Source organism: Agrobacterium sp. MS2 (assembly GCF_003261015.1).
Taxonomy (GTDB): domain Bacteria; phylum Pseudomonadota; class Alphaproteobacteria; order Rhizobiales; family Rhizobiaceae; genus Agrobacterium; species Agrobacterium pusense.
Window position 1 is genome coordinate 1 of record NZ_QLNF01000060.1, and the last position, 20,416, is coordinate 20,416.

17 protein-coding genes and 1 tRNA gene are annotated in these 20,416 nt (G+C 58.2%); 3 read left to right on the top strand and 15 right to left on the bottom strand.

The window, feature by feature from the left end; genetic code table 11:
- The 4 genes from tuf to rpsL all read right to left on the bottom strand — a co-directional run.
- Positions 1 to 1,139 (bottom strand): elongation factor Tu (tuf, locus tag DOU54_RS16880; RefSeq protein ID WP_113731012.1); only part of this gene is annotated, 1,139 nt, incomplete at its 3' end.
- 65 nt (positions 1,140 to 1,204) lie between these two features.
- Positions 1,205 to 3,304, bottom strand: coding sequence for an elongation factor G (fusA, locus tag DOU54_RS16885; RefSeq protein ID WP_004442619.1), 2,100 nt, complete (start codon positions 3,302 to 3,304; stop codon positions 1,205 to 1,207).
- Positions 3,305 to 3,338: 34 nt separating this feature from the next.
- Positions 3,339 to 3,809, bottom strand: a complete 471-nt coding sequence (gene rpsG, locus DOU54_RS16890; protein ID WP_004442621.1) for a 30S ribosomal protein S7 — start codon at positions 3,807 to 3,809, stop codon at positions 3,339 to 3,341.
- Between the two features lie 76 nt (positions 3,810 to 3,885).
- Positions 3,886 to 4,257, bottom strand: a complete 372-nt coding sequence (rpsL, locus tag DOU54_RS16895) for a 30S ribosomal protein S12 (RefSeq protein WP_003507760.1) — start codon at positions 4,255 to 4,257, stop codon at positions 3,886 to 3,888.
- Positions 4,258 to 4,784: 527 nt separating this feature from the next.
- On the opposite strand from rpsL, the gene DOU54_RS16900 reads away from it, so the two are divergent.
- The 3 genes from DOU54_RS16900 to DOU54_RS16910 all read left to right on the top strand — a co-directional run bounded on the left by DOU54_RS16900 (position 4,785) and on the right by DOU54_RS16910 (position 6,623).
- Positions 4,785 to 5,078, top strand: a complete 294-nt coding sequence (locus DOU54_RS16900) for a hypothetical protein (RefSeq protein ID WP_003523731.1) — start codon at positions 4,785 to 4,787, stop codon at positions 5,076 to 5,078.
- Between the two features lie 12 nt (positions 5,079 to 5,090).
- Positions 5,091 to 5,441 carry a VOC family protein gene (locus tag DOU54_RS16905; RefSeq protein ID WP_113382632.1) on the top strand — a complete coding sequence of 117 codons (351 nt, stop codon included), beginning with the start codon at positions 5,091 to 5,093 and terminating at the stop codon, positions 5,439 to 5,441.
- Between the two features lie 96 nt (positions 5,442 to 5,537).
- On the top strand, positions 5,538 to 6,623 hold the full coding sequence (locus tag DOU54_RS16910; RefSeq protein WP_113382631.1) for a helix-turn-helix transcriptional regulator: 1,086 nt from the start codon (positions 5,538 to 5,540) through the stop codon (positions 6,621 to 6,623).
- A gap of 136 nt (positions 6,624 to 6,759) precedes the next feature.
- Here DOU54_RS16910 and rpoC read toward each other — a convergent pair whose 3' ends face one another.
- From rpoC to DOU54_RS16965, 11 genes are all read right to left on the bottom strand, one after another.
- Positions 6,760 to 10,968 carry a DNA-directed RNA polymerase subunit beta' gene (gene rpoC, locus DOU54_RS16915; protein ID WP_004442633.1) on the bottom strand — a complete coding sequence of 1,403 codons (4,209 nt, stop codon included), beginning with the start codon at positions 10,966 to 10,968 and terminating at the stop codon, positions 6,760 to 6,762.
- A gap of 180 nt (positions 10,969 to 11,148) precedes the next feature.
- Positions 11,149 to 15,285: a DNA-directed RNA polymerase subunit beta gene (gene rpoB, locus DOU54_RS16920; protein ID WP_022556539.1), complete on the bottom strand. Its 4,137-nt coding sequence runs from the start codon at positions 15,283 to 15,285 to the stop codon at positions 11,149 to 11,151.
- 263 nt (positions 15,286 to 15,548) lie between these two features.
- Entirely contained in the window at positions 15,549 to 15,926 is a 378-nt protein-coding gene (gene rplL / locus DOU54_RS16925; RefSeq protein WP_004442635.1) for a 50S ribosomal protein L7/L12, read from the bottom strand.
- A 59-nt stretch (positions 15,927 to 15,985) separates the two neighbouring features.
- Positions 15,986 to 16,504: a 50S ribosomal protein L10 gene (gene rplJ, locus DOU54_RS16930; RefSeq protein WP_004442637.1), complete on the bottom strand. Its 519-nt coding sequence runs from the start codon at positions 16,502 to 16,504 to the stop codon at positions 15,986 to 15,988.
- Between the two features lie 355 nt (positions 16,505 to 16,859).
- On the bottom strand, positions 16,860 to 17,555 hold the full coding sequence (rplA, locus tag DOU54_RS16935) for a 50S ribosomal protein L1 (protein ID WP_003507704.1): 696 nt from the start codon (positions 17,553 to 17,555) through the stop codon (positions 16,860 to 16,862).
- Between the two features lie 2 nt (positions 17,556 to 17,557).
- Entirely contained in the window at positions 17,558 to 17,989 is a 432-nt protein-coding gene (rplK, locus tag DOU54_RS16940) for a 50S ribosomal protein L11 (protein WP_004442641.1), read from the bottom strand.
- 143 nt (positions 17,990 to 18,132) lie between these two features.
- Complete coding sequence (gene nusG / locus DOU54_RS16945; protein ID WP_003523721.1) at positions 18,133 to 18,663, bottom strand: transcription termination/antitermination protein NusG; 531 nt, start codon at positions 18,661 to 18,663, stop codon at positions 18,133 to 18,135.
- A gap of 21 nt (positions 18,664 to 18,684) precedes the next feature.
- On the bottom strand, positions 18,685 to 18,885 hold the full coding sequence (gene secE, locus DOU54_RS16950; protein WP_004442643.1) for a preprotein translocase subunit SecE: 201 nt from the start codon (positions 18,883 to 18,885) through the stop codon (positions 18,685 to 18,687).
- 183 nt (positions 18,886 to 19,068) lie between these two features.
- Positions 19,069 to 19,144 (bottom strand) — tRNA-Trp (locus tag DOU54_RS16955).
- 125 nt (positions 19,145 to 19,269) lie between these two features.
- Positions 19,270 to 20,163, bottom strand: coding sequence for an NAD-dependent epimerase/dehydratase family protein (locus tag DOU54_RS16960; protein ID WP_113382630.1), 894 nt, complete (start codon positions 20,161 to 20,163; stop codon positions 19,270 to 19,272).
- A 142-nt stretch (positions 20,164 to 20,305) separates the two neighbouring features.
- Positions 20,306 to 20,416, bottom strand: a 111-nt coding sequence (locus tag DOU54_RS16965; RefSeq protein WP_146617382.1) for an EF-Tu C-terminal domain-related protein, incomplete at its 5' end; no start/stop codon positions are given.

Consider the following 20,416-nt stretch of genomic DNA (forward strand, 5'->3'; position numbering starts at 1 on the left):
GTACGGCCGCCTTCGCGGATAGCGAAGCGCAGCTTTTCTTCCATCGCGATCGGAACGATCAGCTCGACGTCAACCGTGACGTTGTCGCCAGGCATAACCATTTCCGTGCCTTCCGGAAGCGTAACGATGCCCGTAACGTCCGTCGTGCGGAAGTAGAACTGCGGACGGTAGTTCGTGAAGAACGGCGTATGACGGCCGCCTTCTTCCTTCGTCAGGATGTAGGCTTCTGCCTTGAACTTCTTGTGCGGCTTTACCGAACCCGGCTTGCACAGAATCTGACCACGCTCGACGCCGTCACGGTTAACACCGCGAACCAGTGCACCGATGTTGTCGCCAGCCTGGCCCTGGTCGAGCAGCTTGCGGAACATTTCAACGCCGGTAACAGTCGTCTTCGAGGTCGGACGGATGCCGACGATTTCGACTTCTTCACCAACCTTGACGATACCGCGCTCAACGCGACCCGTCACAACCGTACCACGGCCCGAGATCGAGAACACGTCTTCGATCGGCATCAGGAACGGCTGGTCGATCGGACGCTCAGGCGTCGGGATGTAGGCGTCAACCGCAGCCATCAGCTCGCGGATCGCGTCTTCACCGATCTTCTTGTCGGAATCTTCAAGAGCAGCAAGCGCCGAACCCTTGATGATCGGAATATCGTCGCCCGGGAAGTCGTAGGACGACAGAAGTTCGCGAACTTCAAGCTCGACGAGCTCGAGAAGCTCGGCGTCGTCAACCTGGTCGACCTTGTTGAGGAACACGACGATGGCCGGAACGCCAACCTGACGGGCAAGCAGGATGTGCTCGCGCGTCTGCGGCATCGGGCCGTCAGCGGCGGAGCAAACCAGGATCGCGCCGTCCATCTGGGCAGCACCGGTGATCATGTTCTTCACGTAGTCGGCGTGGCCGGGGCAGTCAACGTGAGCGTAGTGACGGTTGGCCGTCTCGTACTCAACGTGTGCCGTCGAGATCGTGATACCACGAGCCTTCTCTTCAGGAGCCGCGTCGATCTGGTCATACGCCTTGAACTCGCCGAAGAACTTCGTGATTGCTGCCGTCAGCGACGTCTTGCCATGGTCAACGTGACCGATCGTGCCAATGTTGACGTGCGGCTTCGTCCGCTCAAACTTGCTCTTTGCCATTAGTGGCTCTCCATTCTTGTCCCGTGACGGGAATAATCTTCAAAATTCGGTGGGGCGTACCCCGATCACTTCTGACCGGAGTACTTTGCCTGGATTTCCTGCGCCACGTTCGACGGAACCGGCGAATAGTGATCGAACGTCATCGAGTACTGAGCGCGACCCTGCGACATGGAGCGCAGGTTATCGACGTACTTGAACATGTTCGCGAGCGGAACATGCGCGTTGATGACGACGGCGATACCACGGCTTTCCTGGCCCTGGATCTGACCACGACGGGAGTTCAGGTCGCCGATAACGTCGCCGACATAGTCTTCCGGCGTTACGACTTCGACCTTCATCATCGGCTCGAGAAGCTGTGCACCAGCCTTCTTGGCTGCTTCACGGAAGCAGGCACGCGATGCGATTTCGAAGGCGAGAACCGACGAGTCAACATCGTGGAATGCACCGTCGACCAGCGTCGCCTTGACGCCGAGCATCGGGAAGCCAGCCAGCGGACCGGAAGACAGAACGCTTTCGATACCCTTCTGAACGCCCGGGATGTATTCCTTCGGAACAGCACCACCGACGATCTTCGACTCGAACTTGAAGTCTTCGCCTTCGGGGTTCGGTTCGAAGATGATCTTCACGCGAGCGAACTGACCGGTACCACCGGACTGCTTCTTGTGCGTGTAGTCTTCTTCGTGCTGACGCGTGATCGTTTCGCGGTAGGCAACCTGCGGAGCACCGACGGTTGCTTCAACCTTGAACTCGCGACGCATACGGTCAACGATGATGTCGAGGTGAAGTTCGCCCATGCCGGCAATGATGGTCTGGCCGGATTCGTCGTCGGTCTTGACACGGAAGGACGGATCTTCTGCAGCCAGACGGTTGAGCGCGAGGCCCATCTTTTCCTGGTCGCCCTTCGTCTTCGGCTCGATCGCGATCTGGATGACCGGCTCGGGGAATTCCATGCGCTCGAGGATAACCGGCTTCAGCGGATCGCAGAGCGTATCGCCGGTGGTGGTTTCCTTGAGGCCAGCCAGAGCAACGATGTCGCCTGCATAGGCTTCTTCGATGTCTTCACGGCTGTTGGAGTGCATCTGCAGCATACGGCCGACGCGCTCGCGCTTGTCCTTGACCGTGTTCATGACAGACGTGCCCTTTTCGAGCTTGCCCGAGTAGATGCGTGCGAAGGTGAGCGAACCAACGAAGGGGTCGTTCATGATCTTGAACGCGAGCATGGAAAGCGGCTCGGAATCGTCAGCGTGACGCTCGATTTCGGCTTCCGTCTTGGCGTCGATGCCCTTGATCGCCGGAATGTCCAGCGGAGAAGGCAGATAGTCGACAACGGCGTCGAGGAGCGGCTGAACGCCCTTGTTCTTGAACGCGGTACCGCAGAACATCGGGTGGAACTTCACGTCGATGGTGCCGCGGCGAACGAGTTCACGAATCTTGTCGTTGTCCGGGTAGTTGCCTTCGAGGTAGGCTTCCATCGCTTCTTCGTCGATCTCGACAACCGTCTCGATCAGCTTTTCGCGATATTCTTCAGCCTTGGCCTTCATGTCCTCGGGGATCTCGACGACGTCCCACTGGGCGCCGAGCGACTCGTCGCGCCATACGAGAGCATTCATCTCGATCAGGTCGATAACGCCCTTGAACTCGGTCTCAGCGCCGATCGGCAGCTGCATGACAACGGCAGTGGCGCCGAGACGGGTCTTGATCATTTCTACCGAGCGGTAGAAGTCAGCACCGGTCTTGTCCATCTTGTTGCAGAAGATCATGCGCGGAACATGATACTTCTCAGCCTGACGCCAGACGGTTTCCGTCTGCGGCTCAACACCGGCGTTGGCGTCGAGCAGCGCGATGGCGCCGTCGAGAACGCGCAGCGAACGCTCGACTTCGATGGTGAAGTCAACGTGGCCGGGGGTGTCGATGATGTTGAAGCGGCGGGTCTTGCCGTCACGGCCCTTCCAGAAGGTCGTGGTCGCAGCGGACGTGATGGTGATACCACGCTCCTGCTCCTGCTCCATCCAGTCCATCGTGGCTGCGCCATCGTGAACTTCGCCGATCTTGTGCGACTTACCGGTGTAATAGAGAATACGCTCGGTGGTGGTCGTCTTGCCGGCGTCGATATGCGCCATGATACCGAAATTGCGGTAGTCTTCGATTTTATATTCGCGAGCCATAATGGACTGCCTTTCGATATGCGATCGGTTAAGATTACCAGCGGTAATGCGAGAATGCGCGGTTAGCGTCGGCCATCTTGTGCGTGTCTTCACGCTTCTTGACGGCGGAGCCGCGGTTGTTCGCAGCGTCCATGAGTTCGCCGGAGAGGCGATCGATCATGGTCGTTTCGTTGCGCTTGCGCGCAGCGGTGATCAACCAGCGGATTGCGAGGGCCTGGCGACGCTCGGGACGAACATCAACCGGAACCTGGTATGTCGCACCACCAACGCGGCGCGAACGCACTTCAACATGCGGCGCAACATTATCGAGGGCCGAATGGAACACGGCGAGCGGCTCCTGCTTCGTCTTGCCCTGAACGACGTCGAACGCGCCGTAAACGATGCTTTCTGCTACCGACTTCTTGCCGTGAAGCATGATGGCGTTCATGAACTTGGTGACGACCAGATCACCGAACTTCGGATCCGGGTTGATCTCACGCTTTTCTGCACTATGGCGACGGGACATACTTTTTGTCTCTCAATGTTATTGACGCTATACCACGCGGAGAACCTCGCGCAGCGCCGAATTGTTGTTGCCGAAATTACTTCGGACGCTTCGCACCGTACTTCGAACGGCGCTGCTTGCGGTTCTTGACGCCCTGGGTATCGAGAACACCGCGGATGATGTGGTAACGAACGCCCGGCAAGTCCTTCACGCGGCCGCCGCGGATCATGACGACAGAGTGTTCCTGAAGGTTGTGACCTTCGCCAGGAATGTAGCCGATGACTTCGAAGCCGTTGGTGAGGCGGATCTTGGCAACCTTACGCAGAGCCGAGTTCGGCTTCTTCGGGGTCGTCGTGTAAACGCGGGTGCAAACACCACGCTTCTGCGGGTTTTCCTGCAGGGCAGGAACCTTGTTGCGCTTTACCTGTGCCTGGCGAGGCTTGCGGATCAGCTGGTTTACGGTAGGCATATAACCATCCCTTGCAAAAACTACTTTAGCCACCCTCACGGGTGGCGGCTATGCCGTTGCCGGCGACGATGCACGCATATATCCTCATGCGCAAAACGTGGCCCGATCCGGTTTCACGGATGGACCACCAAGAGCAGAGGACACCGGATGAGGCGTCTTGCGTGCAACATTCGTGTCTTCTACGTGCAATGGAGACCCGTTTGAGATGATGTTCGGGAAAAAGCTTACCGAACGGCCAGCACCCACAGAGGCTCCGATGGCGGGCGTACTACTGTTTTAGCCAGCTTTCGTCAAGGGTGAATCCGCATTTTGCGCAGGCGCCCGGGGCCACGAACGCCAACGCAACGCCATTTCCCCCTCCCTATACCATAAGTCGGCATCAACGGCAGCGATTTTAACCTCCGGCCTTTGGCTTTTCATAAAATCCGTCTATTGATTCCCTCAGGCTGGCCGGACATGGCCGCGCCGCGGGCGGAACCGATTCCCCCTGCCCTAATGACAGCAACGAAAGATCAAGGAACCGCGTCATGAGCACCCTCCCCGACAACGACAACGGACGCGACGAGCCGATGGTCTTCATCGTCATCGGCAAGGCTTACGAAACCGACAACTCCGAGGGTATCGACATTCACGTCATCCTCAGGGCGCCGGATGACGACACAGCCGTTCGCGAAACGCTGAACGCGCTTTCCGAGGAGGGCTTCATCGAAGCCGATCTCGACCAGATCGGCATGCTGACCGAAATTCCCGATGAAGAGCCGCACGCCTCGGCCTATCAGGGCGCGCTCGAAGGCGAAGTCGCCATCATCCGCTTCGCCTGAAGAGCCTTGGCCATGGCGGTCAGACGTGTCGTCGCCAACATCGCTACCTCCGACCCCGCGCGGGCGCAGGTCTTTTATGGCGATATCCTCGGCATGCCGGTCGCCATGGATCACGGCTGGATCGTCACCCATGCCAGCCCGCTCAAGGCGCCGGCGCAGCTAAGCTTTGCGCGCGAAGGCGGTTCCGGCACAGATGTGCCGGACTTCTCCATAGAAGTCGACAATTTCGATGAGGTCCGCGACCGGATCGTCGCAGCCGGACTGCCGATAGAATACGGCCCCACCGTCGAGTCCTGGGGCGTACGTCGCCTGTTCGTACGCGACCCTTTTGGAAAGCTTGTCAATATATTAAGTCACTTATAGAATATATATTCTGAATAATATTATTGATTCTTAAAAGATTGAATGCCGCGCAAACATAGGCTTAGAATAGTTCCGACGCAAAATTTCGGGGTCGGGTTGGATACTTTATCGTCGTTAGACATTATCGATGACATTTATGAAGCGGCGCTTTTTCCCGACCGCTGGTCGCAGGTTCTGGCAAATGCCGGCGGCCGCCTCGGTTTTTGGGGCGGCGCCATCACCTGGGGCAAGGGGGAAGACCAGGCCTGGCTGCACACGCCCAACTTTCAAGAACTGATGAAGGACTACATGGCGGGAGGCTGGAATCACCGCAATGATCGCCTTACGCGTACTGCCCGTGAAGGCCGGTTCGCCTTCGTGCAGGATTTCGACGTCTTCACCCCTGATGAATGGGCCGAACTGCCGATCGTCCGTGAGTTCCTCAGGCCCCGCGGCCTGGGCTATGGTGCGACGACACAGGTCGCGCCGCCCGGCCATCCGGAGATGACAGTGCTGTTTGAACATAGGCTGGAAGCTGGCATAATCCGGCCTGATACGATGGCTGCGCTCGCCGGACTGAGGCCACATATCGCCCGTAGCCTTGCGCTCGCAACGCGGCTGCAACGGCAGAAAGCCGACGCGATGACCTTCGGCCTCAATGCCATTGGTGCTCCGGCAGCCGTGCTGCAGGCAAACGGCCTCATTCTCTCGGCCAACGATCTCTTCCTGTCATTGCAGAAATGTTTCGCCGCCCCCACACGCGACAGTATTGCCATTGCTGACGAGAGGGTGAACCGGCTCCTATACAAAGCGCTGGCCGGGCACGATGCTGGTTCCTTCCCTCTCCCCGCCGGTGAAGATAGACCCTGCATTCTTCACGTCATACCGCTGCGCAAGAAGGCGCTCGACTTATCTCCGAAAGGCAACGCCATCGTGCTCATATCGCAGCCCACCGGCACCATTGCCGACGCAAGCGCGTTATTGAAGGGGCTATACGACCTCACAAGAGGCGAGGCACGCGTGGCTTTGGAAATCATGAAAGGACTTTCGCTACCGGCAGTGGCGAAGCAATTGCAGATTTCCCATGAAACGGTGCGCAGCAACGCAAAGTCGATCTATGCCAAGACCGGCAGCGCAGGCCAGACCGATCTTGTTCGGCGCCTCTCTGTCCTGACCCGCTATAACATCCGGAAACAGGACTAACCCTGCTGCATATGCAGGAATGCCGGGCGACGGTGGAGGCGCCCGGCCTCTGTCCATACAAACAAAAACGCCCGGATTGCTCCGGGCGTTTTGCTTCGAACTTTGGGGGTCCGCAAAGCCCCTGCCCTGTCTGACCTTACTCGGCAGCCGGAGCCTGGTCCGTCATGTCCTGCAGCATCTGGTTTGCAGAACCTGCACCGGTACCCTTGCGGCGTTCCTCGAGAATGAGGTCGTCGCGCGAGGTGGCGATGCGGCGGATCTGCGTCATGGTGCCGCCGGTACCGGCCGGGATGAGACGGCCGACGATGACGTTTTCCTTGAGACCCTGCAGCGTGTCCGTCTTGCCGGCAATCGCAGCTTCCGTGAGAACCTTGGTGGTCTCCTGGAAGGATGCGGCCGAGATGAAGGACGGCGTCTGCAGCGAAGCCTTGGTGATGCCGAGCAGAACCGGCTCGCCATAGGCAGGCTTCTTGCCTTCTTCGATCAGGCGGTCATTGTTGTCATCGAGCTCGATGCGATCAACGTTGTCACCCACGATGTACTGGCTATCGCCAGCATCGGTGATTTCAACCTTCTGCAGCATCTGGCGAACGATCACCTCGATGTGCTTGTCGTTGATTACAACGCCCTGCAGACGGTAGACTTCCTGGATTTCGTTCACGAGGTAGGAAGCCAGAGCCTCCACGCCCTTGATCGCCAGAATGTCGTGCGGTGCCGGGTTACCGTCGAGGATGTATTCACCCTTTTCGATGTAGTCGCCTTCCTGAAGGTGGAAGGGCTTGCCCTTCGGGATCAGGTATTCGACCGGCTCGACGCCGTCTTCCGCAGGCTCGATCATCACGCGGCGCTTGTTCTTGTAGTCGCGGCCGAGGCGGATCGTACCATCGATCTCTGCGATGATGGCGTGATCCTTCGGACGACGGGCTTCGAACAGTTCCGCAACGCGCGGCAGACCACCGGTGATGTCCTTCGTCTTGGCGCTTTCCAGCGGCGAACGTGCAAGCACGTCACCCTGGGAGACCTTCGCACCCGGCTCGACCGACAGGATAGCGTCGACCGAGAGCTGGAAGCGGGCTTCGCCACCACGGGCAAGCTTCGCAACAGCGCCGGACGCGTCCTTGATGACGATCGCAGGCTTGAGATCCGAACCGCGCGGCGTCGAGCGCCAGTCAATGACCTGACGCTTGGTGATGCCGGTGGATTCGTCGGTTGCTTCCAGAACGGAGAGACCGTCGACGAGGTCTTCGAAGTGAACGGTACCTTCCACTTCCGTCATCATCGGACGGGTGTAGGGGTCCCACTCTGCAAGACGCTGGCCACGCTTTACCTTGTCGCCATCATCAACGAAGATCTTCGAACCGTAAGCCACACGCTGTGTAGAACGTTCCGCGCCGCGCTCATCAAGGATCGTAACGGACATGTTACGGCCCATGGCGATGAGAACGCCTTCGGAGTTCCGCAGGATGTTGCGGTTCTTGATCTGGATCGTGCCTTCATAAGACGCTTCGAGGAACGACTGGTCGACCACGTTTGCCGTGCCACCAAGGTGGAACGTACGCATGGTGAGCTGCGTGCCCGGTTCACCGATCGACTGAGCGGCGATAACGCCAACGGCTTCGCCCATGTTGACAGGCGTACCGCGTGCAAGGTCACGACCGTAGCAGACGCCGCAGACACCAACCTGCACTTCGCAGGTGAGCGCCGAGCGGATGCGAACGGACTGGATGCCAGCCTTCTCGATGGCAGCCACGTCGGCTTCGTCGATCAGCGTGCCAGCCTTGACGATGTTCTCGCCGGTGACCGGGTTGTCGATGTCATCGAGAGCCGTACGACCGAGGATACGCGCGCCGAGCGAAGCAACCACCTGACCGGCATCAACGATGGCAGTCATGGTGAGGCCCTTGTCGGTGCCGCAATCCCTGGAGTTGACGATGCAATCCTGCGCGACGTCGACGAGACGACGGGTCAGGTAACCCGAGTTCGCGGTCTTCAGGGCGGTGTCTGCGAGACCCTTACGGGCACCGTGGGTCGAGTTGAAGTACTCGTTAACGGTCAGGCCTTCCTTGAAGTTCGAGATGATCGGCGTCTCGATGATTTCACCCGATGGCTTCGCCATCAGGCCGCGCATGCCGCCCAGCTGACGCATCTGGTTCGGAGAACCACGAGCACCCGAGTGAGACATCATGTAGATGGAGTTCATCGGCTTCTGGCGGCCCGTTTCCGGATCGAACTCGACAGCCTTGATGCGTGCCATCATCTCTTCGGCGACCTTTTCGGTTGCCTTGCCCCAGGCGTCGACAACCTTGTTGTACTTTTCGCCCTGGGTGATGAGACCGTCATTGTACTGCTGTTCGTATTCCTTCACGAGAGCTTCGGTGTCGCCAACGATCTTCACCTTGCTGTCAGGAATGACCATGTCGTCCTTGCCGAACGAAATGCCGGCGCGGCAGGCATGGGCAAAGCCGAGCTGCATGATGCGGTCACAGAAGATGACCGTGTCTTTCTGGCCGCAATGACGGTAGACCGTGTCGATCATCTTGGAGATGTTCTTCTTGGTCATTTCCTGGTTGCAGACGTCGAAAGGCACGTTGACGTTCTTCGGCAGAAGTTCGCCAATCAACATACGGCCGGGGGTCGTCTCGTGGATCTTCGAAACCGGCTTGCCATCGGCATCCACGGTCTTGAAGCGACCACGGATCTTGGCATGCAGCGTCACGACCTTGTTTTCAAGTGCGTGATGCAGCTCACCGATGTCGGAGAAGGCCATGCCTTCGCCCGGCTCGTTCTGGTTCATGATCGACAGGTAATACAGGCCGAGAACCATGTCCTGCGAAGGAACGATGATCGGGTGGCCGTTTGCCGGATGCAGGATGTTGTTGGTCGACATCATCAGCACGCGCGCTTCCAGCTGGGCTTCCAGCGAAAGCGGAACGTGAACAGCCATCTGGTCACCGTCGAAGTCGGCGTTGAAGGCCGTGCAGACGAGCGGGTGCAGCTGGATGGCCTTGCCTTCGACCAGCATGGGTTCGAAAGCCTGGATACCCAGACGGTGCAGCGTCGGCGCGCGGTTCAAGAGAACCGGATGTTCGCGGATGACCTCGTCGAGGATATCCCAAACTTCAGGCTTTTCCTTTTCAACCAGCTTCTTGGCCTGCTTGACGGTCGAGGAATAACCCTTGGCGTCAAGACGGGCGTAGATGAACGGCTTGAACAGTTCGAGCGCCATCTTCTTCGGCAGGCCGCACTGGTGCAGCTTCAGTTCCGGACCGGTCACGATGACCGAACGACCGGAATAGTCGACGCGCTTGCCGAGAAGGTTCTGACGGAAGCGGCCCTGCTTGCCCTTGAGCATGTCGGAGAGCGACTTCAGCGGACGCTTGTTGGCACCCGTGATGACGCGGCCGCGACGGCCGTTGTCGAACAGCGCATCGACGGATTCCTGCAACATACGCTTTTCGTTGCGGATGATGATGCCAGGCGCACGAAGCTCGATCAGGCGCTTCAGACGGTTGTTACGGTTGATGACGCGGCGATAGAGATCGTTGAGGTCGGACGTCGCAAAACGGCCGCCATCCAGCGGAACCAGCGGACGCAGGTCCGGCGGAATGACCGGAACGACCTTCATGATCATCCATTCAGGACGGTTGCCCGATTCCATGAAGTTCTCGACGATCTTCAGGCGCTTCATCAGCTTCTTCTGCTTGAGATCCGACGTGGTCTCAGCAAGTTCGGCACGCAGGTCGCCGGCGATCTTTTCGAGGTTCATCGAAGCCAGCATCTCATAGATGGCTTCAGCGCCGATCATGGCGGTGAACTGGTCTTCGCCGAACTCGTCGACGGCGATCATGTACTCTTCTTCAGACAGAAGCTGGTTCTGCTTGAGCGAGGTGAGACCGGGTTCCGTGACAATGTAGTTCTCGAAATAGAGAACGCGCTCGACATCCTTCAGCGTCATGTCGAGCAGGGTCGAGATACGCGAAGGAAGCGACTTCAGGAACCAGATGTGGGCAACCGGCGCTGCGAGCTCGATATGGCCCATGCGCTCACGGCGAACGCGCGACAGCGTGACTTCGACGCCGCACTTTTCGCAGATGATGCCCTTGTACTTCATGCGCTTGTACTTGCCGCACAGGCACTCATAGTCCTTGATCGGCCCGAAGATACGCGCGCAGAAAAGACCGTCACGCTCAGGCTTGAACGTACGGTAGTTGATGGTTTCCGGCTTCTTGATCTCGCCGTAGGACCACGACAGGATTTTTTCCGGCGAAGCGATCGAAATCCGGATGGAATCGAAATGCTGCGCAGGCACCTGAGGATTGAAAAGATTCATGACCTCTTGGTTCATGCCTTGTCTCCTTGAGAGGCTAGCTGCTGCCCCTGTTTGCATCTGGACCGGCTTCTTCCCGGGTCGCCGTCCAGAGCTTTAAATACGGATTAACCGCATAATGCGGCGAAAGTATCCCGAACCGCAAAGACCGCTCGGGAAACCGGCAGGCGCCCTCTCAGGCGCCCGCCTCTATCGTGTTTATTCCGCCGCGTCAGGCAGCTGGTCTTCGGGCTGGTTCTCGATCTTCGAGTTTTCCAGCTCGACGGACAGGCCGAGCGACCGCATTTCCTTGACGAGAACGTTGAAGCTCTCGGGGATACCGGCTTCGAAGGTGTCGTCGCCACGGACGATCGCTTCGTAAACCTTGGTACGGCCAGCCACGTCGTCCGACTTGACGGTGAGCATTTCCTGCAGCGTGTAAGCCGCGCCGTATGCTTCCAGAGCCCAGACTTCCATTTCCCCGAAGCGCTGACCGCCGAACTGCGCCTTGCCGCCCAGCGGCTGCTGGGTAACGAGCGAGTAAGGACCGATCGAACGAGCGTGGATCTTGTCGTCGACAAGGTGGTTCAGCTTGATCATGTACATGTAGCCGACGGTGACCTTGCGGTCGAACGGCTCACCGGTACGGCCGTCGTAAAGAACGGACTGACCGGATTCATGCAGACCTGCCTTCTTCAGCATCGCGGCAACGTCAGGCTCGTGCGCACCGTCGAAAACCGGAGTCGCGATGGAAACACCGCGCTTGGCTTCTTCGGCGAGCTTGACGAGCGAGTCGTCGTCAAAACGCTGAACCTCGTCATTGGCTTCAGACGCGTAGATTTCCGTCAGCTCGCTGCGAAGCTCGCTGATGTCCATCGTCTTGCGATACTCTTCGAGCATCTCGCCGATCTTCTTGCCCATGCCTGCGCATGCCCATGCGAGGTGGGTTTCGAGGATCTGGCCGACGTTCATGCGCGAAGGCACGCCGAGCGGGTTCAAGCAGATATCGACATGCGTGCCGTCTTCGAGGAACGGCATGTCCTCGACCGGAACGATACGCGAGACGACGCCCTTGTTACCGTGACGGCCGGCCATCTTGTCGCCCGGCTGGATCTTGCGCTTAACGGCAACGAAGACCTTGACCATCTTCATGACGCCCGGAGGCATTTCATCGCCGCGCTGGACCTTTTCGACCTTGTCCATGAAGCGCTGCTCAAGGCGCGACTTGGATTCGTCGTACTGGCCGCGAAGTGCTTCGATCTCAGCTTGGGCCTTTTCGTCCTCGACGGCGAACATCCACCACTGCGAGCGGGGATATTCGGAGACGACGGCGTTGGAGAGCTCGACGCCCTTCTTGAAGCCTTTCGGACCGGCAATCGAAACCTGGCCACGCAGCATGTCGATCAGACGGCCGTAGACGTTACGGTCGAGGATCGCCTGCTCGTCGTCACGGTCCTTCGCCAGACGCTCGATCTCTTCGCGCTCGATAGCCATCGCGCGCTCGTCCTTCTCCACACCGTGACGGTTGAAGACGCGGACTTCCACGACCGTACCGAACGTGCCCGGAGGCATGCGCATGGAGGTGTCGCGAACGTCGGAAGCCTTTTCACCGAAGATGGCGCGCAGAAGCTTTTCTTCCGGCGTCATCGGGCTTTCGCCCTTCGGCGTGATCTTGCCGACGAGGATGTCGCCCGGCTGAACTTCCGCACCGATGTAGACGATACCGGCTTCGTCGAGGTTCTTCAGCGCTTCTTCCGAAACGTTCGGAATATCGCGCGTGATTTCTTCCGGACCAAGCTTCGTGTCACGCGCCATCACTTCGAATTCTTCGATGTGGATGGAGGTGAACACGTCGTCGGAAACGATACGCTCCGACATCAGGATCGAGTCTTCGTAGTTGTAGCCATTCCAGGGCATGAACGCGACGAGCGCGTTACGGCCGAGGGCCAGGTCACCGAGGTCGGTCGACGGACCATCCGCGATGATGTCACCCTTGGAGATGATATCGCCGACGGAGACCAGCGGACGCTGGTTGACGCAGGTGTTCTGGTTCGAACGCTGGAACTTCTGCAGACGGTAGATGTCAACGCCGGACTTGCCTGCATCGAGATCTTCCGTGGCGCGGATAACGATACGCGTCGCGTCGACCTGGTCGACGACACCGCCGCGGCGAGCCGCGATGGCAGCGCCGGAGTCGCGAGCAACGATCGGTTCCATACCCGTGCCGACGAACGGCGCTTCCGCCCGCAGAAGCGGAACGGCCTGACGCTGCATGTTCGAGCCCATGAGAGCGCGGTTGGCGTCGTCGTTTTCCAGGAACGGAATGAGAGCCGCTGCGACCGAAACGAGCTGCTTCGGCGAAACGTCCATCAGGTTGATGTTGTCACGCGGTGCGAGCATAACTTCGCCCGAGTGACGGCAGACGACGAACTCTTCCGAGAAAGAACCGTCTTCATTGAGCGGCGCGTTGGCCTGCGCGACGTAATACTTCGCCTCTTCCATGGCGGAGAGGTAGATAACGTCGTTCGTGACCTTGCCGTCGGTGATCTTGCGGTACGGGCTCTCGATGAAGCCGTACTTGTTGACACGGGCAAAGGTTGCAAGCGAGTTGATCAAACCGATGTTCGGGCCTTCCGGCGTCTCGATCGGGCAAATACGGCCGTAGTGGGTCGGGTGAACGTCGCGGACTTCGAAGCCGGCGCGCTCGCGGGTCAGACCACCCGGTCCAAGAGCCGAAAGACGACGCTTGTGGGTGATTTCCGAAAGCGGGTTCACCTGGTCCATGAACTGCGACAGCTGCGAGGAACCGAAGAATTCGCGAACGGCAGCAGCTGCCGGCTTCGCGTTGATCAGGTCCTGCGGCATCACGGTGTCGATTTCGATCGAGGACATACGTTCCTTGATCGCACGTTCCATGCGCAGAAGGCCCAGACGATACTGGTTTTCCATCAACTCGCCGACAGAACGCACACGGCGGTTGCCGAGGTTGTCGATGTCGTCGATTTCGCCCTTGCCGTCGCGCAGTTCGACCAGCATCTTGACGACGGCGAGGATGTCTTCCTTGCGCAGCGTGCGCACGGTGTCTTCCGCGTCGAGGTCGAGGCGCATGTTCATCTTCACGCGACCAACGGCCGAAAGATCGTAACGCTCTGCATCGAAGAACAGCGAGTTGAACATCGCTTCCGCGGAATCCATGGTCGGCGGCTCACCCGGACGCATGACGCGGTAGATGTCGAACAGGGCTTCCTGGCGGTTCTCGTTCTTGTCGGCAGACAGTGTATTGCGGATATAGGCGCCAACATTGACGTGGTCGATGTTGAGAACCGGAATCTCGTCAAAACCGGACTGCAGGATCAGACCGAGGGTCTTCTCGTCGATTTCGTCGCCGGCCTCGAGATAGATTTCACCCGTCTCGTAGTTGACGATGTCTTCGGCCAGATAGTTGCCGTACAGGTCTTCGTCGGTCGCCTTCAGCGCCTTGAGGCCCTTTTCGGAGAGCTGGCGGATAAGGCGCGGCGTGAGCTTCTTGCCGGCCTCGACGACCACTTCGCCGGTATCGGCGTCGATCATGTCGGTGACGACCTTGGCGTTCTTTAGCGCTTCGGGCTGGAACGGAATACGCCAGCCGTCGCCGTCGCGCTCATAGGAAGCCTTGGTGTAGAAGGTCGACAGAATGTCTTCGCCGTCCATGCCAAGCGCCATCAGCAGCGAGGTCACGGGGATCTTGCGGCGACGGTCGATACGCGCATAGACGATATCCTTGGCGTCGAACTCGATGTCGAGCCAGGAACCGCGATACGGAATGACACGGGCAGCGAAGAGCAGCTTGCCGGAAGAATGGCTCTTGCCCTTGTCGTGATCGAAGAACACGCCCGGCGAACGGTGCATCTGCGAAACGATGACGCGCTCGGTGCCGTTGACGATGAACGTGCCGTTATTGGTCATAAGCGGCATGTCGCCCATGTAGACGGACTGTTCCTTGATGTCCTTGATGGACTTCGCGCCCGTATCTTCATCGATATCGAACACGATGAGGCGCAGCGTCACCTTGAGCGGCGCTGCATAGGTCAGATCGCGCTGCCGGCATTCTTCGACGTCGAACTTCGGCGCTTCGAATTCGTAGGATACGAATTCGAGCATGGAGGCGCCGGAAAAATCGGTGATCGGGAATACGGATTTGAAAACGGCATTCAATCCCTCGTCGGGACGGCCACCCTTGGGCTCGTCAACCATGAGAAACTGGTCGTACGAAGCCTTCTGAACCTCAATGAGGTTCGGCATTTCCGCTACTTCTGGAATTTTGCCGAAAAACTTGCGTACGCGCCTGCGACCGTTAAACGAAAGGGTCTGAGCCATCGTCGCTCCTTTAAAAATTGCATCCGGGCCTGCAACGGACGGGAACCGATGGCCAGTCGATCCCGTCAATCAATGGGTATCCTCAATCTCGTTCCACATCCCGGATCGATCAGGCCGGATTGCCTTGATGAGCCGGTTCGGAACCATTCTCTTGAAGAACCCATTACCCAAAAGCCATTTTCACGCGGCTTTTGGGTAATGAGTTTTAAAAACGATGACGACGAGAAGGGGCATTAAGCCCCTTCCCGCCAGCAATCGCAAGATTACTTAACGTCAACCTTGGCGCCTGCGTCTTCAAGCTTCTTCTTGAGATCAGCAGCTTCAGCCTTGGAAACGGCTTCCTTGACCGGCTTCGGAGCGCCTTCAACGAGGTCCTTGGCTTCCTTGAGGCCGAGGCCGGTGATGCCGCGAACTTCCTTGATGACGTTGATCTTGTTGGCGCCAGCGTCAACCAGGATAACGTCGAACTCGGTCTTTTCTTCTTCCGGAGCAGCAGCAGCAGCAGCGCCGCCAGCAGCAGCAACGGCTACCGGAGCAGCAGCGGAAACGCCCCACTTTTCTTCGAGAAGCTTGGACAGTTCTGCAGCTTCCAGAACGGTCAGCGAGGAGAGGTCTTCTACGATCTTTGCGAGATCAGCCATTTTGATAGTTCCTTTTGTTCAGTTCGAACCAGTTTGAATATTTACAGCGAAAAACCGCCTTAAGCGGCTTCGTCCTTCTTGGCGTAAGCCGAGAACACCCGAGCCAGCTGGCTTGCAGGTGCGGCGACAACCGTAGCGACGCGAGTTGCCGGGGCATTGAGAAGGCCCAGCAGCTTTGCGCGCAGCTCGTCCAGCGAAGGCAGGGTCGCGAGCGACTTGACTGCTTCGGCGTTGAGCGTGGTTGCGCCCATGGCGCCGCCCAAAACAACGACCTTGTCGTTGGTCTTGGCGAAATCCATGACGACTTTCGGAGCGATCATCGGGTCAGTGCTGTATGCAATCAGCGTCTGTCCCTTGAAGAGATTGGTCATCCCTTCCGACTCCGTACCCTGAAGAGCGATCTTGGCCAGGCGGTTCTTCGCGACCTTGACGGTGCCTCCGGCAGCGCGCATCTTCGAACGGAAGTCGTTCATCTGCGCAACGGTGACACCAGCATAGTGGGCCACGACAACCGAACCGGAAGCCTTGAAGACTTCGTTCAGCTCCGTGACGAATTCGCGTTTTTCCGCTCTTTCCACTGTCTGTCTCCAGTAGACGGGGCCACATGATTGTGAACCCGTCGGGTTTGCCTTTGCCCCAAGGGACCTTTTTACAAAGATCCCGAGCGACGCTCGAGGATCCTGTCCCCCGCTCTGTCGCCGCAAACGGCTTCAGGCACAGGCACACCAGGTTCGAACCGGACAGTCAGGCATCGACAGATGCCTCAAATCCAGCCTCACCCGTCTCATGCAGGCTAAATGATTAAGGCCGGGCCCCGAAGGACATGGCCACCCGCAATCTCGGACAGGAGTTCCGGGTTTCCCCGGAAATCTCCGGCTCCTGGGAGCCGGAAATTCTTTTATTCACACTTCACTCCGGAAGCGCGAGAATTGATTAAGCCGTAACCGACGAAGGGTCGATCTTGACACCCGGACCCATGGTCGAGGAAATCGCGACGCGCTTGACATAGTTGCCCTTGGCGCCAGCCGGCTTTGCCTTGATGACCGCATCGGCGAAAGCCTTGATGTTTTCCTCAAGAGCCTTGGCGTCGAACGAAGCCTTGCCAACGCCAGCGTGCACGATACCGGCCTTTTCGACGCGGAATTCGACAGCGCCACCCTTGGATGCCTTGACAGCACCGGCAACGTCCATGGTCACGGTTCCGACCTTCGGGTTCGGCATCATGCCACGCGGGCCGAGTACCTTGCCGAGACGGCCGACGAGCGGCATCATGTCCGGGGTCGCGATGCAGCGATCGAAGTCGATCTTGCCGCCCTGAACGATTTCAACCAGTTCTTCCGCACCAACAACGTCAGCGCCGGCAGCCGTGGCTTCATCAGCCTTGGCGCCACGGGCGAAGACGGCGACGCGAACGTCACGACCCGTGCCGTTCGGCAGGTTGACAACGCCACGAACCATCTGGTCCGCATGGCGCGGGTCAACGCCGAGGTTCATCGAAACTTCAACGGTTTCGTCGAACTTGGCGACTGCACGTTCCTTGACCATCGAAATGGCGTCGGTGAGAACGTAGAGCTTGTTCGGATCCACGCCTTCGCGGATCTTCTGAATGCGCTTTGCTACCTTCGCCATGATCAACCTACCACTTCCAGGCCCATGGCGCGGGCAGAGCCCTCAACCATTGCCATTGCGCCTTCGATGTCGGCTGCGTTCAGATCCTTCATCTTGGCTTCAGCGATCGACTTGACCTGAGCCTTGGTGATGGAGCCGACCTTGGCGCCCTTGCCAGGCGTCTTGGAACCGGAGGTGATCTTTGCTTCCTTCTTCAGCCAGTACGTCATCGGCGGCTGCTTCATGACGAAGGTGAAGGACTTGTCCTGGTAATAGGTGATGACGACCGGGATCGGCATACCCTTTTCCATTTCCTGCGTGGCGGCATTGAACGCCTTGCAGAATTCCATGATGTTAATGCCACGCTGACCAAGTGCAGGACCGATCGGCGGGGACGGATTGGCCGACCCAGCCTTTACCTGCAACTTGAGCTGGCCTGCAACTTTCTTAGCCATATCTCTCTGCCTTTCAATTCAAACCGGTTGCCCGGCTTCTCTAAGCCGGATTTCTCCGGCGGCTGCGGTTGCGTGGTGCGGCACCCTGCCCCGGCTTAAAGAGCCAGTTAGCCTTCCACGCGCTTGGGGCATCGCCCCGCCAATCAGACCTTCTCGACCTGATTGTATTCCAGCTCGACCGGCGTTGCGCGGCCGAAAATCGAAACTTCCACCTTCAGGCGCGAACGCTCTTCGTCCACGTCCTGAACCACGCCGTTGAACGACGCGAAAGGACCGTCGGAGACGCGAACCTGCTCGCCGATCTCGAACGAAACCGAAGACTTCGGACGCTCGACACCTTCCTGAACCTGACCAAGGATACGCTCGGCTTCATAATCCGGAATCGGAACAGGCTTGCTGTCCGAACCGAGAAAACCGGTGACCTTCGGCGTGTTCTTGATGAGGTGATAAGCCTCGTCCGTCAGGTTGGCGCGCACCAGCACGTAACCCGGAAAGAACTTGCGCTCGCTATCGACCTTGCGGCCGCGGCGCACCTCGACCACCTTTTCGGTCGGCACGAGGATTTTCTCGAAAAGATGGTCCAGACCCTTCTGACGGGCCTTTTCCTCGATCGACTCGGCGACCTTCTTTTCGAAATTCGAATATGCGTGAACGATATACCAGCGCGCTGCCATCTTTACTCTCCGTTCAATCCGTTACCGGCCGACGTTCAGCACAAGGCTGAGAATCCAGCCAATGAGCTGGTCAGCAGCAAAAAAGAACAGAGCCGCGAAAATGACCATCACCAGCACCATAGCCGTCGAAATCATGGTCTCGCGGCGCGACGGCCAAGTGATCTTTGACGCTTCGGCGCGAACCTGCTGCAGAAACGTAAACGGATTGGTTTTGGATGCCATTGACTGCCCACGCAATTACGGCGCGTAAAGCCGAACTAATCAGCCCCACGCACCGCGTGTCTGTTTTGACCCTACATAAACACCGATTCCGCTTTTAACAAGAGGAAATCGACATTCGGCGAAATTCGCCGGTAAACCGGCCCCATCTGCCATGCAGCGAAAACCGCGCTTGCGAATGGAAAGTGGCAGGGGCAGAGGGGCTCGAACCCCCGACCTGCGGTTTTGGAGACCGCCGCTCTACCAACTGAGCTATACCCCTTAATCACCTGAACCGGCCGCGAAATCGCTTGGCCAATTCGGTATGCGCTCCTTTAAGGTGCAGGGAAAAGAATGGCAAGTGTGTTTTTTGTTTTTTCCACTCTGCCCCCGAAAATCATGCACCCGTCAGGTTTTGACGTATTTCCGCCAGTCATGCTCTTCCTTGAAACCAAGGATCTCGCGAATCTTGCGGTTGGAGATCAATCCCTCATGCTCTCCGATCTCGCGGCGGAATTGCACATGAGGGAAATATGTCCGGGCAAGCTCGCGCGTGGGGACCGTTGCCGTAGCTGTATCATTAACGGCATTGAAGACCTGATAACCGAGGCCATCCTTTTCGATGCAAAGATGGCAGATCTGGCCGAGATCACGTGCGTCGATATAGCCCCAGGCGTTGCGTTTGCGTGTTTCCGGATGGGCAAAGAAATCGGGAAACTTCTCATACTCATCGGGTTCGATGACATTGCCGATTCGCAGCGCGTAAATGTCGTATCCGCTTCGCTCGGCAAAGGCCCGCGCGGTTCTTTCATTCACCACCTTCGACAGCCCGTAGGAATCCATCGGATCGACATCGTAGTCCTCTTCAAGCGGGAAGTGGTGAAAATCCTTCTCGCCCTCGGCGAAACAGACCCCGTACGTGGTCTCGCTCGATGCTATCACTACCTTTCGGATGCCAAGCTTTATCGCGGCCTCGATGACATTATAGGTTCCCATGGTGTTGATACGGAACGTCTCGTTGTCCGGCTTGATCAAAATGCGTGGAACCGCAGCAAAATGGATCACCGCATCAAAGGGCAGAACACCCTTCCCGCTTTCGAGCTCCGCGAAGTTCCGATGCATGGAAAGGGCATTAAAAACCTGCCCGCTGTCCGTGATATCGACGATGAGATTGGTCACGCCCGGCCTGTCGAGCGGAACGAGATCGATGTTGTGGACCTCATATCCCTTGTCGATGAGCCACGGGATCACATGTCGTCCGGCCTTGCCGGAACCACCGGTAAACAGAATGCGCTTCTTCATGATACTCCTCATCATCTCCCCAGCAATGAAGTAGCAGCCGGGACCGAGGAACGAAAGCTCCCATCCTCCAGGCGCGAGACACAAAACAAAAAACCCCGCTGTCTCCAGCGGGGTTTTCGTCAAGCCTTTTCAGGCCTTAAGATTACTCGACGATCGAGGCAACGATGCCGGCGCCGACGGTACGGCCGCCTTCGCGGATAGCGAAGCGCAGCTTTTCTTCCATCGCGATCGGAACGATCAGCTCGACGTCAAC

What these genes read in the sequence shown, in the direction of transcription:
- fusA (WP_004442619.1), bottom strand. Translation starts at nt 3,304, where the DNA reads ATGGCTCGCGAATATAAAATCGAAGACTACCGCAATTTCGGTATCATG.
- rpsG (WP_004442621.1), bottom strand. Translation starts at nt 3,809, where the DNA reads ATGTCCCGTCGCCATAGTGCAGAAAAGCGTGAGATCAACCCGGATCCG.
- rpsL (WP_003507760.1), bottom strand. Translation starts at nt 4,257, where the DNA reads ATGCCTACCGTAAACCAGCTGATCCGCAAGCCTCGCCAGGCACAGGTA.
- DOU54_RS16900 (WP_003523731.1), top strand. Translation starts at nt 4,785, where the DNA reads ATGAGCACCCTCCCCGACAACGACAACGGACGCGACGAGCCGATGGTC.
- DOU54_RS16905 (WP_113382632.1), top strand. Translation starts at nt 5,091, where the DNA reads ATGGCGGTCAGACGTGTCGTCGCCAACATCGCTACCTCCGACCCCGCG.
- rpoC (WP_004442633.1), bottom strand. Translation starts at nt 10,968, where the DNA reads ATGAACCAAGAGGTCATGAATCTTTTCAATCCTCAGGTGCCTGCGCAG.
- rpoB (WP_022556539.1), bottom strand. Translation starts at nt 15,285, where the DNA reads ATGGCTCAGACCCTTTCGTTTAACGGTCGCAGGCGCGTACGCAAGTTT.
- rplL (WP_004442635.1), bottom strand. Translation starts at nt 15,926, where the DNA reads ATGGCTGATCTCGCAAAGATCGTAGAAGACCTCTCCTCGCTGACCGTT.
- rplA (WP_003507704.1), bottom strand. Translation starts at nt 17,555, where the DNA reads ATGGCGAAGGTAGCAAAGCGCATTCAGAAGATCCGCGAAGGCGTGGAT.
- rplK (WP_004442641.1), bottom strand. Translation starts at nt 17,989, where the DNA reads ATGGCTAAGAAAGTTGCAGGCCAGCTCAAGTTGCAGGTAAAGGCTGGG.
- nusG (WP_003523721.1), bottom strand. Translation starts at nt 18,663, where the DNA reads ATGGCAGCGCGCTGGTATATCGTTCACGCATATTCGAATTTCGAAAAG.
- secE (WP_004442643.1), bottom strand. Translation starts at nt 18,885, where the DNA reads ATGGCATCCAAAACCAATCCGTTTACGTTTCTGCAGCAGGTTCGCGCC.
- DOU54_RS16960 (WP_113382630.1), bottom strand. Translation starts at nt 20,163, where the DNA reads ATGAAGAAGCGCATTCTGTTTACCGGTGGTTCCGGCAAGGCCGGACGA.